The following is an 18,576-nucleotide window of genomic DNA, read 5'->3' on the forward strand; positions in this document are numbered from 1 at the left end:
ATGGCTGAAAGCCATGTGCTTAACACCGGCGGCTCCTGACGCGCCTGCGGCGCACAGGGAAATAAATATGTAGTTGTGCAAAAAGTGCGCTCAGGCGCACTTTTTGCACAACTACATATTTATTTTTCTTGATGATGTTCGGGATTCAGGTAGTGGGCCAGGGCTTGCGCCAGGTCTTTGACACGGGGCTCTTCGATCATTGTGATATGGGTCCCGGGGACCATCTGCACGTGCAGGTGGGTTGCTAAGGCCTTCCAGTTGCTGATGATCGTATTTGTTTGCTCCGCATCTTCATCACTGGCCTTAAGCAGGGTTACCTGACCGGTATATGGTTGGGGGATATAATGATCGATGGCTTTTTCTATGGTCCAATGCACATGTGCAAAGAAGCGTATTTGTTCAATCCTGACGTCACGAGGGGCAATATCTTGCTGTTTTAACTGGTCGCATATATAGCTCAGCTGCTCGATGGGTTCGCCCTGACTGGCAAGGTTTTCTGGTAGCGTCAGCTGGTAGCGTCTCATCAGCGACCTGGCGATGGCCGCATCGTCTGTTCCCTCCTCTTCATCCTCAATCGTTGTCTTCACAGGCTTTGGTGGCTTGCTATCGAGCAGGGCGAGCAGGCGAACTTCTTGCCCCTCTCGCTGTAGCTGCTGCGCCATCTCATAGGCAATCTGACCTCCGGCCGACCAGCCTCCAATCTGGTATGGCCCCTCAGACTGCACCTCTTTGATGGCTGCTATATAATAGGCGGCGATCCCTTCCAGGCTACGAAATTCCTCAACATGTTCACGTGGATCAGGCATACGCATTCCATAAAATGGCTGTTCCGTTCCTATGTATCGGGACAGATTCCTGTACTCGAATACTTCGCCGCCTGCAGGGTGGACGCAGAAAAACGGGCTACGGCTACCCTGCATCTGGAACGGTACTAATACTGCTGTATCCTCCTCTGGTGGTAACTGCTCACGCAAGAGAGTAGCCAGTTCGGCCACCGTCTGATGCTGGAAGAGCGCGGCCAGTGGAAGTTCGCGGTCGAAGGTGCGCTTGATATGCGATAGGAGCCGCACCGCCAGAATAGAATGTCCACCCAGATCAAAGAAATTATCCATGACGCTGATAGGATGTTTGTTCAATAATTCTGACCAGATATCGCGCAATTGATATTCGACAGCATCGCGAAATTGGACAAACCGGGATGGTTCAAGCGCCAGTTCCAGGGAGGCGAGGGCCTGCCGGTCTACCTTGCCATTGGGGGTGAATGGCAACGTAGCCAGTGGCACAAAGTGGGCGGGCAGCATGTAGTCAGGTAACCTTTCCTGCAGGAAGCTGCGCAGTTCGCCGGGTACGCCTGTCAAATCCTCACCCTCGTCTTGCTCCATGGCAACATAGGCAACGAGTTGCTGTTCATGATTGGCTACCTCCTTCATAAGGATCACGCTCTGCTTTACCTGTGGATGCCAGCTCAGGGCCGCTTCAATCTCTCCAAGTTCTACCCGGTTGCCACGAATCTTGACCTGGTGATCGCTGCGACCGAGCAGCTCGATGTTTCCATCTGGCAGGTAGCGGGCGATATCACCGGTCTTGTAGATCCGCTGTCCGGGCTCAGCGCTCCAGGGATGTGGTAGGAAGCGCTCTGCTGTCGCCTCGGCCTGATCAAGGTAGCAGCGCGCAAGCCCGGCGCCACCCAGATAGATATCACCCTGTATGCCAGGTGGAACCAGATTGAGAGCGTGGTCCAGGATATAGGCCTGCATGCCAGGAATCGGTTTGCCAACCAGCACTATTTCGCGCTCATGCCAGCCGGGGGCTGACGCATAATAGGTAGATGTCATGGTGCATTCAGTTGGTCCATACTGGTTGACGACCTGGATCTGCGAACCCATCAGGCTGGCGACTTTCTGGCAGTCGGCTACTAATAACGGCTCTCCGCTGGTTAGCACAAGCTGAAGAGAAGTATAGGTGCCGCGAGCCTCCTGGGCTGCCTCCAGCAGCATGCGCAGCAGTGAAGGCACAATACTCATGAGCGCGGTAACCTGATGGTGCTCGATCTTCCTGAGGATGGCCTGCGGCTCCTTAAACTCGTCAGGACCCAGCATTAGCATCCTTGCGCCTGTTGTCAGAGCGCCAAAGATGTCTCGAACAGATGCATCAAAGGCGACCGATGCGAGCTGTAGTACCGTTGATGACCCATCCAGATGGTAGGTACGAGCCAGGTAGTTTAAGTAGTTGGCGACCCCTCGATGGGCGATCATAATGCCCTTTGGTCGGCCTGTAGAGCCAGATGTATAGACGATATAGGCAAGGTTATCCGGTGACATGCTGACGTCGGGATTTGCAGAGGCTTCTTTAGCAAGCGTAATGTTCTCCTGTTCCACTAAGAGTATCCTGGCCGAGATCGGGGGCAGGCGTCGCCGCAGCTTTGTAGATGTGAGCAGCAAGGGGAGGCGCACCTCTTGCAACAGGCGCGTGAACCGTGCCCTTGGCGAGGCTGGATCAAGTGGTACATAGGCTCCCCCCGCTTTGAGAACGGCTAGCAAGCTGATCACCATCTCCAGAGAACGCTCCAGGCAGATACCGACCCGTGTTTCTGGCCTGACTCCCAGTCTCTGGAGCCGATGTGCCAGCTGGTTTGCCCTCCGGTTGAGATCCTGATACGTCAGTTGCACCTCACCCAGGACGATGGCGATGGCGTCCGGAGTGCGCTCAACCTGTGCTTCAAAAAGTTTGTGCTGGTAGAGATAGTCAGGGGTCTCTACATGGGTAGTGTTCCACTCAATGAGCATCCGCTCGTGCTCGGCGGGAGTCAACAGAGGGAGCAGAGAGATCGGTTGCTCTGGATTGGCCACAATTCCCTCAAGGAGCAGTTGCCAGTGGGCAAACATATTTCGGATGGTGCGGGCTTCGAAGAGGTCGGTATTGTATCCCAGGCTGACGCTTAGCCTTTGTCCTCGCTCCACAACCATCACGCTCAACTCAAGCTTCGCGACATGCTGTTCCAGGTCGATGCCCTTGCTCTGGATAGACGTCTGCGTTCCAATGACCTCAGGAAGATTTTGCATCACAAAGAGGACCTGGAAGAGGGGTGAACGACTGAGATCACGTTGAGGCTGCAGAGCCTCCACCACCTGCTCAAAGGGTAGATCTTGATGGCTATAGGCCTGTAGCGCCACTCCACGTACCTGGGCGAGCAGGTCGATAAAAGAAGGGTTGTTTGAGAGATCGCTGCGTAGCACCAGCATATTGATGAAGCAGCCAATCAGCCCCTCGATCTCCTGATGAGTGCGATTCGCAATTGTGGTTCCCACGGCAATATTTTCCTGCCCGCTATAGCGGGAGAGTAGGATCTGGAAGGAGGCCAGCAGGGTCATAAACATCGTTGCTCCTTCGCGGCGGGAAAGCTCACGCAGCTGTTGATGCAGCGTGATGGGCAGGTCTAACTCCATGCGCGCCCCGCGGAAGGTCTGGATTGGCGGACGAGGATGATCAATGGGCAATTCCAGCGGAACAATGGCCTTGAGCTGCTGTTTCCAATAGTCCAGTTGCCGCTGCAAAACCTCGCCCTGAAGCCAGGAACGTTGCCAGAGAGCATAGTCGGCGTACTGGACAGGTAAGGCTGGCAGAGAGGCTGTCTGCCCCTGAGAGAATGCGGCATAGAAGCTGGTCAGCTCGCGTACCAGGATGCTCATTGACCAGCCATCTGAGATGATATGGTGGAGCGTCAGGAGCAGGACCTGTTCTTCTTGCTCAGCCAGTTGGAGCAACCAGCAGCGCAGTAGAGGCCCACGAGTCAGATCAAAGGGTCGCCGTGCTTCTTGCTGAGCTAGCTGCTGCGCCAGTGGTTCCCGCTCCTCTCGTGCCAGATGGCTGAGATCTATGATTATCAGCTCGGTAGTGGGGGCCGGGGCAATCAGTTGCACTGGTTGCCCTTCCTGGGCCGGGAAGGTAGTACGCAGATTCTCGTGCCGCTCGATCACCGCTGTCAGAGCTTTCGCCAGGGCTGATCGATGTAACTGCCCGTCCAGGCGTACGGCTGTTGGAATGCTATAGGCTGTACTGTCTGGCTCTAGCTGGTGGAAGAACCACAGGCGCTGCTGAGTAAAAGAGAGTGGGAGATCCTGGCTGCGCGCTTGTGGCACTATTTCGGGCACTTGCAACCTCTGGCCCTTTTGTAATTCCTGGGTGAGCCGGGTGGCTAGCTGTGCAACGGTAGGCGCCTCAAAGAGCGCCCGTACCGGTAGCTCTACCCCGGTCAGCCGCCTCAGGCGTGAGACCACCTGGGTAGCCAGTAGGGAGTGGCCTCCGACCTCAAAGAAGTTGTCATATATTCCCAGCTGCTCTACCTGTAAGACCTGGCTCCAGATCTGAGACACCAGTTCCTCCAGTTCATTGCGTGGTCGCTGCTCGGTGTCCTGGTTCCCTGGCTCTTCGTCTACCGTCAGGGTTGCCAGCTGCCGGCGATCCACTTTGCCCGAAGAGGTCAGGGGCAGCTGCTCCAGTTCAACCAGTCCCGAGGGGAGCATGTACTGGGGCAGCCGCTCCCCCAAATAGGAGCGCAGCTCCTGCAAGGAGAGCGCATGCTCGGGTGTGCGCACCACATAGGCGATCAGGCGCTGCTCGGCGACCGCAGTGTTTGTCCTGGTGTGCTGCATCCCGACCGCCGCCGCGCTGACGGCGGGATGGGTACTGAGGATTGCCTCGATCTCGCCGGGTTCGATGCGATAGCCCCGCAGCTTGACCTGCGCATCCCGGCGTCCCAGGTATTGCAGGGTGTTGGAGCGCTGGGGGACGAAGCGGGCCAGATCGCCGGTCCGGTAGAGGCGGGCACCCGGCTCCGAGCTGAAGGGATGGGGCAGGAACGCCTCGGCGGTCAGGTCGGATCGGCGATGATAGCCGCGTGCCAGGCCAGCGCCGCCGAGGAAGACCTCTCCGGGGACCCCGATGGGAACGGGCTGCAGGTGCGCATCGAGCAGGTAGACCTGGAGATTGGAGATTGGGCTCCCGATGGGGACGCGAGCGAGCTGCGGATCTGGCTCACAGGGCCAGCAGGTGGCATCGATCGTCGCTTCGGTGGGTCCGTAGAGGTTGTAGAGGCGCGTGGTGGGGGGTAGGGAGGTCATGGCGCGGCGAAGCAGATCGGCGCGCAGTTCCTCGCCGCCGCAAAACAGGGAGCGCAGATGGTGGCAGTATGGCAGCAGCGGCTCATCGAGGAGGGCGTGCAGCAGGGTGGGGACCACCTGCAGGATGCTAATCTGCTGGTGGGCCAGCGTCAGGGCGAGGGCGGCGCTATCGCGGTGGGTATCGGGCTGAGCCAGGACGAGGCAGGCGCCAGCCAGCAGGGGAGCGTAGAACTCCCAGACGGAGGCATCGAAGCTGGCAGGGGTTTTTTGCAGCACGCGATCGGCGGGGGTGAGAGGGAAGGTAGTCTGCATCCAGAGCATGTGGTTGGAGAGCGCGGCATGCGAGATCATCACCCCTTTGGGGTGACCCGTCGAGCCCGATGTATAGATCACGTAGGCTGGATTCTGCGGCACTACCTTCCTTTGTGGTGTAGTTGAAGCTTCCCGAGAGAGATCCGACCAGTAGCTTTCCACAGTCAGTATATTCAGTGGCTGGTTCGCGAACAATTCCGTGAAGCTTGCTGAGGTCAGCAACATACTGATCTGTGCGTCAGCCAGGAGAAAGGCCAGCCGCTCGCGAGGATACTCCGGATCTATCGGCACATAGGCCCCGCCAGCTTTGAGCACCCCCAGCAGGCTCACCACAAGCTCAACCGAGCGCTCCAGGCAGATGCCAACCAATGTTTCTGGTCCTACCCCTTGTTGTTGTAACAGCGCAGCCAGCTGCGTGCTCAAATGATCGAGGGTGGCATAGGAGAGTTGGATCTCATCACCTGCTACAGCAATCGCGTCCGGAGTACGCGTCGCTTGATCCGCGAAGAGCTCGTGTACGCAGCGGCTGTCCACGAAGTCCTGTTGCGTGGCATTCCAGTAGAGTAGTGCCTGATGCTCCTGTAGGGTTAGTAGCTCATAGCGGTCGATGCGTTGTTCTGGATCTTGTACCAGACCCTCTAAGAGCAATTGCCAGCGCTCCTGCCAGCGCTCGATCGTTGCGGGCTCGAAGAGGTCGCGATTGTACTCGATGCTGCTGTACAGCTCTCGCCCATTGTCGAAGAGCGCGAGCGTCAGATCGAATTTAGCCGTTGTAGCCGCAGGCGCAAAATTATCCAACTCCAGTTCGGCGACCTCTTCATTTGAGGGTGCCGCATGCTGAAGCTGGAAGAGTACCTGGAAGAGGGGTGAGCGGCTCAGGTCGCGCTCGGGTTGTAGTGCCTCTACCACCTGTTCGAAGGGGATCTCCTGATGGGTATACGCCTCCAGGGCGCTACGTCGTACCCGCTTGAGCATCTCGATAAACGTGGGGTTGTCGGAAAGGTCGCTGCGCAGCACCAGGGTATTGGTGAAGAAACCGATCAAGCCTTCAACTTCCTTACGATTACGGTTGGCGATCGGCGTGCCGACCGCAATGTCGTTCTGGCCGCTACTGCGAGCCAGCAAGACCTGAAATGCTGCTAGCAATGTCATGAACAGCGTCGTGCCATTTTTCTGGCTGAGCTGCTTGAGGGCCGTATTCAGCGTTTCAGGGAGCACCAGTGAATGCACAGCCCCGCGCAAGCTCTGGAGCGTGGGTCTGGGATGATCCGTAGGGAGTTCCAGGGGCTGCAGGTTGGCTAACTGATTCTTCCAGTAGCTCAGCTGCTGCTGCAATGCCTCGCCTTGGAGCCAGGAACGCTGCCAGAGCGCATAGTCAGCGTACTGCACTGGTAGCGCAGGCAGGTGAATAGGTGTGTCGTTGACAAAGCCAGTGTAGAGGGCGCGCAGTTCTTGTCGCCAGATTGTTTGTGACCAGGCATCCGAGATGGAGTGATGCGCTGTTAGCAGGAGGGCATGCTCCCGAGGCGAGCAACGCAGCAGATGGGTCCGCAAGAGAGGGCCACGTTGCAGGTCAAAGGGCCGCTCAATCTCCTGGGTTGCCAGCTGAATTGCTTGCTGGCTCCGTTCGGGCTCTGGTAGACCGGTCAGGTCTATCCATCTTAAGGGCGTCAGGCTGGTGGGATGCACTACCTGCACCGGTAGACCTTCGTGTAGCGCAAAGGTGGTGCGTAGCACTTCGTGGCGATCGATCATGGTGGTCAAGCTCTGCTCTAGAGCCAGGGGAACCAGAGGACCACGTAGCCATCCAGCCATTGAGACGGCATATGCTGTACTGCCGGGTTCCATCTGGTCCAGAAACCACAACCGTTGCTGGGCGAAGGAGAGCGGCAGGGGCTGCTGACGCGCGATCGGAACGAGCGGAGGGGTTCCTATTTCCAGACCCTGCCGTAGAGCCTGCTCGATCAGCCGGGCCATGCCAGCGACCGTGGGTGCCTCAAAGAGCCAGATAATAGGCACCTCTATTCCAAAGATCGTTTGCAGCTGCGCGATCACGCGGGTCCCGAGCAAAGAATGGCCTCCCATCTGGAAGAAATCGTCGTTGCGTCCCAGTTGGGGAAGTCCCAGCACCTCCTGCCAGATCTGGAGCAGCATCTCCTCAATGGGAGTACGTGCCGGCTCGCTCTGGATGACCTGTACCTGTTCTGAGATTGGTTCTGGTTCGGGGAGGTGCCGTCGATCCACTTTCCCATTGGCCGTGAGTGGAAATTGGTCTAGCATCATGATATGTCCGGGAACCATATATGATGGTAGGATCTGCGAGAGGGTTTCGCGCACCTCCTGTGGATTGAGTGCAGGCTGTTTCCAGGCCAGCACATACCCTACCAGCTCACCTTGCCAGGGGTGGACCACGGCATCGCGCACGCCGGGCAGGTTGCGTAGCTGGTTTTCGATCTCTCCCAGCTCAATGCGGTAGCCACGCATCTTCACTTGATTGTCATTTCGACCCACAAATTCGAGCTGACCCAGCTCATCCTCTCGCACCAGGTCTCCAGTTCGATACCAGCGTACCTGTTCAGCGTTTTCTAGCCCGGTTAGGAAGCGTTCCTGTGTGAGCTCTGGCGCGTTCAGGTAGCCAGCCGCCAGCCCTGCACCAGCCAGATAGAGCTCACCGATGACGCCCGTGGGTATCTGATGCTGATGGGCATCGAGCAGACAGTATTGCACTTTGGGCAAGGGGCGCCCAAGCGGAACACCGGGTCCGCGTGTGATGGGTGAGGGAACTATCAGGTCAGCCAGGGAGCCCAGGGGATTCACCAGGGCCCAATGGTAGCCTCGGTTGGACCATAGTGGTTGTAGAGATTGCAGGTGATCTGCAATTGCTGTAAATGTTCTACCAGGGTCCAGGGGAGGGTTTCTCCACCCAGTATTAGATGGCGCTGAGGGAGGATACGCGTGGCCCCGGCAGCCAGCAGGGCTTGTAGATGGGAAGGGACGATTTTGAGCACATCGAGTGGATAGCGCTCGACATAGCTCGCGAAGGCCGCTCCATCGGTAACCAGGAGATACGGCAGGACATGGAGGCAGCCACCAGAGGCGAGGGCCGTGAAGATGGCCGTGTTGCCCAGGTCGGCGGCCAGATTGGAAACGGTGGCAAAGTGCCAGCCTGCTTCGACCTCTAGCAGCTCGCACAAGGCCTGGATATAGTTGCTGACGCTCCCCTGACGGATCTCGACCCCTTTAGAAACTCCCGTTGAGCCCGAAGTATACATAATATAGGCGAGCTGCTCTTGCTCCACCTCAATCTGAGGCGGGGTTATAGGTAATGGAGCCAGTAGGGTGGACATCTCCTCCAGCCGCAGAACCTGGGCTGGCAGGTGATCCAACGGCTCCAGGAGAGACTGCTGAGAGATCAAGATGGTGGGTTTGAGATCTTCGAGCAAGAGGCGCACGCGGGCAGCAGGCAGGTCCTCCGCGATAGGTGCATAGCAGCCGCCCGCTTTGAGTACCGCGAGCAGGCAGATAATCGCCCAGTGGTCGCGTGGCTGATAGAGGGCAACGCGGCCACTGGGCAGCAGGCCACGGCTGATGAGCAGGTGGGCAAGCTGATTGCTGAGGTGATCGAGCTGCTGATAGGTAAGCAGGTGTGTATCGTAGCGCAGGGCGGGGGCCTGCGGCTGGTGCTGGGCATGGGCCTGAAAACGCTGGTGCAGAGGGATGAAGGGCCAGTCACGCTGCGGCCCCTGCCAGCGCTCGCGTTGTGCCATTTGCTCCTGTGGTGTAAGCAGTTGCAATGTGCTGGCCAACGTTTGTGGAGCCATGAGTGCGTTTTGTAGCAATGTCTGGAAAAGATGTGCCAGCCGCTCGGCAGCAGGCCGCGCAATTACTGTGGGCTGATAGCGTATCTGGAGCTGCATCTGTGCCCCATACTGGACGACGTACAGCTGAAGTTGAGATGGCTCTTGCCAGCTTTCCAGCCGCTGTACCCGGGCCACGAGCGAGCTCTGCCGCCACTCTTCAAGCCCGTTAGTATAGGCAAAGCCGAGTGGAAAGGCCTGTCCCTGCGCTGAACGTTTCTGGTCGCGCGCTTCCCAATTGAAATAGAATTGCTTCTCATTCATCTCCTGCAAAGCCAGGGACGTCTCTGCCAGCGCTTGCTCAAAGCTTATCGGTCGCTCCAGGGAGAGCAAGAAGGGCACGCTTCGGGCATAAGGACCCAGCGCGGTGGTCAATTCCTCATAGGGTCGTCCATCACAAGAGACGCCAATAAGTGACGTTTCGCCCGTTAAGCGCCAGAGCAGGATTTGCCAGCAAGCCAACAGGCAGGCTTCGGATGAGATCTGATGGTCTTGGCTGAGTTCCTGCAGGCGCTGCTGATATGTCTCATCCAGCGCGATTGGAACCTGCTGGAGTGGAATGCTGGCGGATAGTGTGTGGTCGATGCCGGGGGACGAAGCTTCTTTACCGGCCTTTAAGGGGAGGCGCACAGCGTCCAGATGAGAAAGATCAAAGGCAGACCAGAACGCCTGCTGTTCCTCCGCCCCTCAGAAGTCAAGAGATCATTTTGCCAGGAGATGACATCGATATATTGCAACATATCTTCATCGTCATCTTCCTCATCTTGCAACGATGTTCCCTGCTGGAGCATGCTATAGAGACGCAGTATGTCCTGGCTGAAGTGTTTTAACGTGCCGGTGTCTGCACACAGAGCAGACATGCGCATGAGCAACACATGGTGCTCGGCATCCAATCGGAACAGGATCGCATAGAGCAACGGTCCATGTTCGAGATCAAAGGCATGGTGGCATAGATCCTCCCATTGCTGGACAAGGACGTTTTGTTGCGCCGAAGCATCCAGGCTTTGCAGATTCATCAGTGGACATGAAACGTTTATCTCATGCCCGATCACCTGCATTGGCAACTCCATACCAGGCATCACAGAGAATGTGGTGTGTAAGATCTCGTAGCGTTGCACGCCTTGCTGGATTGCCTGCTGAAGCCTGTCAACCTCAAGCTTACCCTCCAGCAAAAACATGCCCTGCGTGCCATAAAGCTGGTTGTCTTGCAGCCATCTCCATGTGCGTTCCTGCTGCTTCGAAAGATTCGCGGCCTGTAAATCTATTTTTTGCATTGACTATTCTGCCCCTCATAGAAAATTGAAACTATACCTAAACGTATCATTAGCGATGCCAGCGTAAAGCGTCGTGCTGCGAACTCGCTCCTCACGATTTTTCCGATTTCTCTTCTGAGATGCGCAAGCGTTCACCACGGCTTATCTTGAGATTCTGGCGTAGCGCTGTCTGCTGCCTGGCCTTTTGCTCCTTTTCGGCAGCCGTCGCCATCTCCAGGCTAGAGATTTTCGTGTGCGGTTGTTTGACAATTGAGTTGAGCAGTGCCTCATAGCGCTGTACCAGCGTTGCAATCGTCTCGCGCTTGAAAAGATCGGTGCTGTAATTGACTGAACCATAGATGCCTGTGGGGCTTTCAGCCACAAAGACAGCCATATCAAATTTGGCATGGTTGGCCTCGCGGTGCATTTGTTGCGACTCAACATCGGATAGCTCCGCATCCGCCAGCGGGACGTTTTGCAGCACGAAGAGCGCGTTGACCAGGGGAGTGCGATTGCCCTCACGCGGCAGGCGCAGGTGCTCGACGATCATCTCAAAGGGCAATTCCTGGTGGGCATAGGCAGCCAGGACCATCTCGCGCACGCGCTGCAGGAGCGTGGTAAAGCCGGGATGATCCTGCATGCTGGTGCGCAGTGCCAGCAGGTTGACGAAGAAACCGATCAGCTTCTCGGTCTCCAGATGGGAGCGGTTGGCGCTATCGGTGCCGACCACGATATCCTCCTGACCACTGAGACGATAGAGCAGGACCTGGAAGGCGGCCAGCAGGGTCATAAACAGGGTCGCCCCTCTTGCTGGCTCAGTTGCCGCAGCGCTTGCGCCAGCTGGGCGTCCAGCTGAAATCCATAATGCGCGCCCTGCTGGCTGAGAGCACGGGTGCGCGGATAATCGGTGGGCAGCTCCAGCGCGCGTGCCCCATTGAGCTGCTGGGTCCAGTAGCGGATCTGCTCTTTGAGCACCTCGCCCTGCAGCCAGCCGCGCTGCCAGGAGGCGTAATCGGCGTATTGGATAGGCAGCGAGGGCAAGGGTGAGGGCTCGCCTGCTCTGAACGCCTGATAGAGAGCTGTCAGCTCCTGGACGAGGATGCCCATGGACCAGCCATCGGAGACGATGTGGTGCATGGTCAGGAACAGGATATGCTCCTGAGGTGAAAGGCGCAGCAGCCAGCTGCGCAGCAGGGGTCCCTGGCGCAGGTCAAAGGGCTGTTCGGCCTCTTGTTCCACGAGCTGTTCAATGGCCGCTTCATGCTGCTGGTGGTCATAGCCGCTGAGATCGATCACGGGGAACGGGATCGGCGTCTGCTGGACGATGCGTTGAAGCACCTGCCCCTGGCGCTCTTCAAACACGGTGCGCAGGCTTTCATGGCGCTGGATGAGCGCCGAGAGGCTGGCGCGTAGGGCGGGGATCGCCAGGGTGCCGTGCAGACGAGCGAAAACGGGAATGCTATAGGCGGCGCTGCGAGGAGCGAACTGGTGCAAGAACCAGAGGCGCTGCTGAGCGAAAGAGAGGGGGAGATCCTGATCGCGCGGCACGGGCAGCAGTGGCGGCATCGGCTGTGTGTGTCCCTGTGCCTGGCGCAACAGCAGTTGGAGGCGAGCCGCCAGCAGAGATATGGTGGGAGCCTCAAAGAGCAGCAGCAAGGGGACCTCGGTGTGGAGCAGCTTGCGTAGGCGAGCGACCACCTGGGTAGCCAGCAGGGAGTGGCCTCCGAGCTCAAAGAAGTTCTCCTGCAGGCCGACTTGGTCGCGCTGCAGAACCTGCTTCCAGACCTGCAACACCAGTTCTTCTACCGGCTGGAGAAGCTTTTTCTCTTCATTTTTCTCTATCTTCCCATTGGACCACCGAGGCTCAGGCAAGGAGGCACGATCCACCTTCCCATTTGGAGTGAGTGGGAGCGTCTCAAGCCATACAAAGTGGTCTGGGATCATATACTCTGGTAAATCCCCTTTGAGGAAATCTGCCAGGGTCTCCGTATTGAAGCCGGCGACATCCCTTTGCTCTTCGCCCACTATATAGGCCACCAGACGCTTTTCCTGTGGTTCTCTTCCATGGAGGATAACCACGCTTTGCTTTACCTGGGGATGACGGGCGATATGCGCTTCAATCTCTCCCAGTTCGATACGGTAGCCACGCAGTTTGACTTGCCCATCGTAGCGCTCCACAAATTCCAATTGCCCATCTGGTCGATAGCGACCCAGATCTCCAGTACGGTACAGACGGCTTCCGAGGGGTCCATAGGGATCAGGCACAAAAACCTCGGCGGTGCGCCCCGCATCGCGCAGGTAGCCGCGTCCAACGCCCGTCCCTCCAACATAGATCTCGCCGATTACTCCCTGTGGGACCAACTGCATATGTGTATCCAGGAGATAGATCTGGGTGTTGATAATAGGGAAGCCAATCGGAACGCGCCACTGGTGCTCATTCTGTTCCCTGCGCAACAGCGCATGGGTGACGTCGTCGGAGCATTCCGTGGGTCCATAGGCATTGAGCAAGAGGATATCATTGTCCTCACGCCACCAGCGTTGACATAGTGCTTTGGGCATGGCTTCACCCGTGGCGATGAGCCAACGCAACCTGCTGTCTGGAAGGTCAGCTGCCTTCGGCTCATCGAGCATCACCGCCAACATGGAAGGTACCACCTGCAGAATGCTGAATTCTTTCTCCTGAACTGAACGCAGGAGTGCGTATGGGTCGTGGGCGATGATATTGGGCAGGATTTCGACTTTTCCTGCCTGCAGTAACCCGGCCAGGAACTGCCACACCGAGATATCAAAGCAGGCGGAGGCGGTCTGGGCAATGATATCTTTATCGGAAAGCTCTAAGGCGTAGACCTTGGCCATCAAATGGTTGAGCATACCCTCATGGTTAACCATGACACCTTTGGGCGTGCCTGTAGAGCCAGATGTATAGATGACATAGGCCAGGTGTTGCGGGAGCAGCGTAATGTCATATAAGGGTGACTCGCTGGCTGGCCCTGGTGTATCTAACTTCTCCAGACACACTACTGGCGCTCCATTTGAGGGGATATGCTCCTGCAGGCTAGCGGTGGTAAGCAGTAAAGATACCTGGGCCTGCTCAAGGATGACCTGAACCCTCTCGCGAGGATAGGCTGGATCGAGGGGGACGTAGGCCGCGGCACAGTGCCAGATCGCGAGCACACTGATGAGTAACTCACAGGAACGCTCCATGTAGAGGCCCACCAGTGTCTCTGGCCCGATACCCCGTTGTTGGAGCATGCACGCCAGGCGTTCGGAACGTTGCCAGAGGGCGGCATAGGTGAGTTGCTGCTGTGGATCACAGACAGCAATCCGTTCGGGCGTACGCGCTACCTGCCGGGCCAGGTGCAGTATGTAGTGCAGCGGTGGCGCTATCTCCTTTTGGGTTTGATTGTGGTGCCGGATTAGTTGCTCATATTCGTTGGTGGTGAGCAATGGCAGGGTCGCGATACGTTGTTTCGGTGAGCTGACGATGCCCTCTAAGAGCGTCTGGAAATGAGCGAGCAGACGATCTATGGTGCTAGCCGCAAAGAGATCGGTATTGTATTCCAGCGTGATCTGCAAGCCTTCAGGGTTCTCGTTCACGACAACGCTCAGCTCAAACTTGGCGCTGTGCTGCTCAAGCGCAACGTTCTCCGCCTGGAGCTCTGCCGATCCCGGCAGCTCCTCTCCATTTCCCATGCTTTGCAGTTCAAAGAGGACCTGGAAGAGCGGGGAGCGGCTCAGGTCTCGCTGGGGCTGCAGCGCCTCCACCACCTGCTCAAAGGGCACATCCTGATGGGCATAGGCTCCCAGGGCCATGGTGCGCACCCGCGCCAGCAGCTCGATAAACGCAGGGTTGCCCGAGAGGTCGCTGCGCAGCACCAGCGTGTTGACAAAGAAGCCGATCAGTCCCTCGACCTCCTCGCGCGTCCGGTTGGCGATCGGGGTACCCACAGCGATATCCTGCTGGCCGCTGTAGCGCGAGAGCAAGACCTGGAAGGCAGCCAGCAGGGTCATAAACAGCGTGACCCCTTCGCGCTGGGAGAGCTCGTGCAACTGCTGACTCAAGGCGCGTGGCAGGCGGCGCTGGTGGAGCGCGCCGTGGAAGGTCTGGACGGCGGGTCTGGGCTGGTCGGTGGGTAGCTCCAGGGGAGTGAGGCCGCCCAACTGCTGCTTCCAGTAGTCCAGCTGCCGTGCGAGCACCTCACCCTGGAGCCAGGAACGCTGCCAGAGGGCATAATCAGCATACTGGATGGGCAAGGGGGGAGCGCGGCCCGCTGGTGGTGTAGCGCGGCCAGGTACAGGATACTGAGTTCACGGAAGAGGATGCCGCCGGACCAGCCATCAGAGACGATGTGGTGCAGGTTGAGGAGCAGGACGTGTTCCTGCTGCTCCGCCAGGCGCAGCAGCAGGTAGCGCAGCACAGGGCCCTGGGCCAGGTCGAATGGTTGTGCGGCCGCCTGCTGGAGGAGCTGGAGGGTGACGAGCTCGCGCTCCTGGGAGGGCAGGGTGCTCAGATCCAGGACGAGCAAGGGGGTCAACGGTTGGGGATGGATGAGCTGGATCGGCTGACCATCGCGCAGGGGGAAGGTGGTGCGCAGATTTTCATGGCGCAGGATGAGGGCGTGCAGGGCCTGCAGGAAGGCGCGCAGATCGAGGGGACCACGCAGGCGGAGCGCCTGGGGGATCGAGTAGGCGGAGCTGCCGGGCTCCAGCTGGTCCAGGAACCAGAGGCGTTGCTGGGCAAAAGAGAGCGGCAGCGGTTGCTGGCGCGAGGCCGGTACGAGTGGCGGCAGCTCTATCCCCATCTCCAGGCTCAATGCCTTCTCGATCCGCCGGGCCAGGCCAGCCGCCGTAGGGGCATCAAAGAGCCAGGTAATAGGGATCTCGCGGTCAAAGATGGTTCGCAATCGCGCCACCACCCTGGTACCCAGCAGAGAATGACCGCCCAGCCGGAAAAAGTCATCGTGACGCCCAATCTCATTGACCCCTAATATCTGTCGCCAGATGCCCAGGATCACATCCTCAATAGGGGTGCGTCCCTCCTCTTGCTTATATGCAATCTCCTTTTCCTCTTGCGGAGCTGGAGCAGGTAAGCGCTTCCGATCCACTTTCCCATTAGCAGTCAGGGGCATCTGCTCCAACTCTAGAATCCAGGCAGGTACCAGGTAGGGGGCACCTCCGCCAGCAGGGCCTCGCGCACCTCCTGCTGCTCCGGGCCGGGTTTTTTCCAGGGAACGATATAGGCCACCAATTGGTCTTCCTTAAGCTCTACGACTGCTTCACGGATAGCCGGATGTTTCCTGAGATACGCTTCGATCTCTGCCAGCTCGACACGATAGCCGCGTACCTTTACCTGGCTATCCTGTCGACCTATAAACTCGATCTGCCCGTACTCGTTCTCGCGCGCGATATCTCCTGTTCGATACCACCTCTGCCCCTTGCCGCCTTCCTTGATCTCCACAAATCGCTCGCGAGTCAGCTCTGGAGCCTCCAGATATCCAGCGGCCAGGCCCATTCCTGCCAGGTACAGCTCTGCCTGTATGCCCCTGGGCATCCGCTGTCCTTGTTCATCCCGAATGCTGATCTGCATATTGGCAATGGGGCGACCGATTGGTACGCTGTTGCCTCGCTCTCTCTGGTCTGGAATGGTAAGCTGGTCAATTGGACCCAGCGAATTGACCAGCGCCCCAATGGTGGCCTCGGTCGGGCCATAATGATTGTAGAGTTGGAAGGTGGCCCCCGACTGCTGTAGCTGCTCTACCAGAGACCAGGGTAAGGCTTCTCCTCCCAGGATCAGCCGCTGCCCTGGCAATATCCCCTTTCCTGCGGCCGCCAGCAGCGCCTGTAGATGTGAGGGAACGATTTTAAGGACATCGATAGGGGACTGTGTGACATAGCGCGCCAGCGCCGCCCCATCGGTGACAAGTGTGTAGGGCAGCACATGCACGCAGCCGCCGCTGGCGAAGCCGCAGAAAATTGATGTGTTGCCCAGATCGGCGGCCAGGCTGGAGACGGTGGCAAAGTGCCAGCCCTCATCCACCTCCAGCAATTCACATATTGCCTGGATGTAGTTGCTCACGCTTCCCTGGCGGACCTCGACACCCTTGGGGACTCCAGTCGAGCCCGAAGTATAGATGACATAGGCCAGATCATCTGGCCTGACCTGCACCAGGGGCGTGGTTGTGGGCTGTTCCTCTAGCTGTCTTGACCAGTGCTCTACGGACAGAACGGGGACCTGGCTCTCTCCTATATCCTTAGCTATATTCTCAGCCAGATCCTGGCTACAGAGTATCAGCGTGGGCGCCATTTCCTGCAGCAATAAGCATACCCGAGGAACTGGCAGATCCTCGTCCAACGGCACGTAACATCCTCCGGCTTTGAGTACTCCCAGCAGGCTAATGAGCGCTAGGTGGTCTCGGCGCTGATACAGGGCAACGCGATCTCCAGTCCGCAGCCCACGCGCCAGCAGCAGATGTGCCAGCTGGTTGGCCTGTCGCTCCACCTCCTGATAGTTCAAGACTATTTCTCCATAGCGCACCGCGGGCGCGTCGGGCCGCCGTCGGGCCTGGATCTGGAAGCGATGGTGGAGTGGGATGAATGGCCAATCCGATTCTTGCCCACGCAGGTGTGCGTGCTGTTGGTCTTGTTCTGCCGGAGTGAGTAGCGCCAGTGAACTGATACGAGCCTCAGGGGTAGTGAGGGCATGTCTTAGCAAGGTCATATACGATTCGACCAAGCGCCGGGCGACTGATAGGGAATACACAGCAGGATGGATGCGTAGTTGGAGGTGGAAGTGCTCTCCAATTTGCGTGGCCTGCAACTGAAGTGGAGAGGGTTCGCTCCAACTGCTTTGCCGCAGCAGGCTGGCCTGCAAAGGGCCTATACGCCACTGTCCCGGCCAGGTACTGTAGGCAAAGCTGATCGGAAAGATGGGCTGCTCCTGAGATTGGTCGGCGGCCAGCATGGTCCGACTGAAGTAGAGCTGTTTTTCTACTGTCTCCTGTACCAGTTGTTCTGTCTGGCGCAAAACCCAGTCGAATGTCAGGTGTGGCGAGAAGGGCGTTTTTAGCGCAAATGGCACGGTCCAGGCATTGGGTCCAAGAACTTTTGTGAGCTCCTCGTGTGGCCTGCCATCACAGATAAGGCCGAGTAGAGGCGATTCCGCCGTTAAGCGCCAGAGGAGGATCTGCCAACTGGCAAGCAAGCAGGATTCTGGACTCACCTGATAGCGTTGACTCAGCTCAAACAGTTGATGTTGCATTTCTCCATCCAGCTTTACTTCGATATATTGTGGTGGGGCCTGTCCCTCAAGCTGACCTGGAACATTTTTTTTGTTTGGATGCTGGAATGGAAGTGGTATGTCCGAGAGCCGTGAGAGCTTCATCGCATGCCAGAATGCCTGCAGCTCTTCTCGCTCTTCACCCTGCAGAAGCTCGTCCTGCCAGGAGGAGACATCTATATACTGGAGTTCGTCCTCGTCATTGGCGATTGCTTCCTCTATTGTGCCTGCTGCATAGGCTGCGAACAACACGGAAATAAGCTGCTGCAGCGTGGACGCGTCGGCGCAGAGCGCGGGCAGGCTTAGTAGCAGGGTATGTGAGCGGGCCGAGGTACGTAGCAGGGCTGCGTGCAATTGCGGACCATCTGCTAGATCGAATGGATAGCTTTGCAGATCGTGCCAGTGCTCTTCTACTAGTATCCCTTGCTCTTCGGCCCTCAGATATGCACTATCTATAAACAAGAATGCTATCGGACCCTTGCGATGGAGCACCTGCATAGGCAGGTCCATACCGGGAGCTATATAGAAAGTTGTATGCAGGATTTCATAGTGATCTACAACCTGCTGCAGAACTTGCTGAAATAGTACAGCATCTAGTGCGCCTTCTATGGTGATAGCACATTGGGTGTGCTCGATCTGGCTGGTCTGTGACCACTGCCAGAGGTGTTTCTGCTGGAAGGAGAGTCGAAAGCCTTTTACTGTTACGGTCTGCATCTATTTACCCATTCTTGACTACCTCTTCTTCAGACAGAGAAGAG

Annotated in this window: 3 protein-coding genes and 3 pseudogenes; all 6 read right to left on the minus strand. The window is 57.7% G+C overall.

Features of this window, described 5'->3' with window-relative positions; all coding sequences use genetic code 11:
• Positions 1-119: 119 nt before the first annotated feature.
• The 6 genes and pseudogenes from JMJ16_RS43650 to JMJ16_RS43685 all read right to left on the minus strand — a co-directional run bounded on the left by JMJ16_RS43650 (position 120) and on the right by JMJ16_RS43685 (position 18,532).
• Positions 120-8,249, minus strand: a complete 8,130-nt coding sequence (locus tag JMJ16_RS43650; RefSeq protein WP_201391831.1) for a non-ribosomal peptide synthetase — start codon at positions 8,247-8,249, stop codon at positions 120-122.
• Positions 8,246-9,253: an AMP-binding protein gene (locus JMJ16_RS57575; protein WP_374229173.1), complete on the minus strand. Its 1,008-nt coding sequence runs from the start codon at positions 9,251-9,253 to the stop codon at positions 8,246-8,248. Before JMJ16_RS57575 ends, JMJ16_RS43650 begins: the two co-directional genes overlap by 4 nt.
• A gap of 6 nt (positions 9,254-9,259) precedes the next feature.
• Positions 9,260-10,563 (minus strand): annotated as a pseudogene (locus tag JMJ16_RS57580) (condensation domain-containing protein); the annotation flags it as partial.
• 91 nt (positions 10,564-10,654) lie between these two features.
• Positions 10,655-14,739, minus strand: a pseudogene (locus JMJ16_RS43670) (amino acid adenylation domain-containing protein).
• Positions 14,740-14,804: 65 nt separating this feature from the next.
• Positions 14,805-15,671, minus strand: a pseudogene (locus tag JMJ16_RS55105) (condensation domain-containing protein); the annotation flags it as partial.
• Between the two features lie 11 nt (positions 15,672-15,682).
• Complete coding sequence (locus JMJ16_RS43685; RefSeq protein WP_201391840.1) at positions 15,683-18,532, minus strand: amino acid adenylation domain-containing protein; 2,850 nt, start codon at positions 18,530-18,532, stop codon at positions 15,683-15,685.
• Positions 18,533-18,576: the final 44 nt, after the last annotated feature.

This window comes from Ktedonobacter sp. SOSP1-52, from assembly GCF_016587395.1.

What these genes read in the sequence shown, in the direction of transcription:
- JMJ16_RS57575 (WP_374229173.1), bottom strand. Translation starts at nt 9,253, where the DNA reads ATGGCTCCACAAACGTTGGCCAGCACATTGCAACTGCTTACACCACAG.
- JMJ16_RS43685 (WP_201391840.1), bottom strand. Translation starts at nt 18,532, where the DNA reads ATGCAGACCGTAACAGTAAAAGGCTTTCGACTCTCCTTCCAGCAGAAA.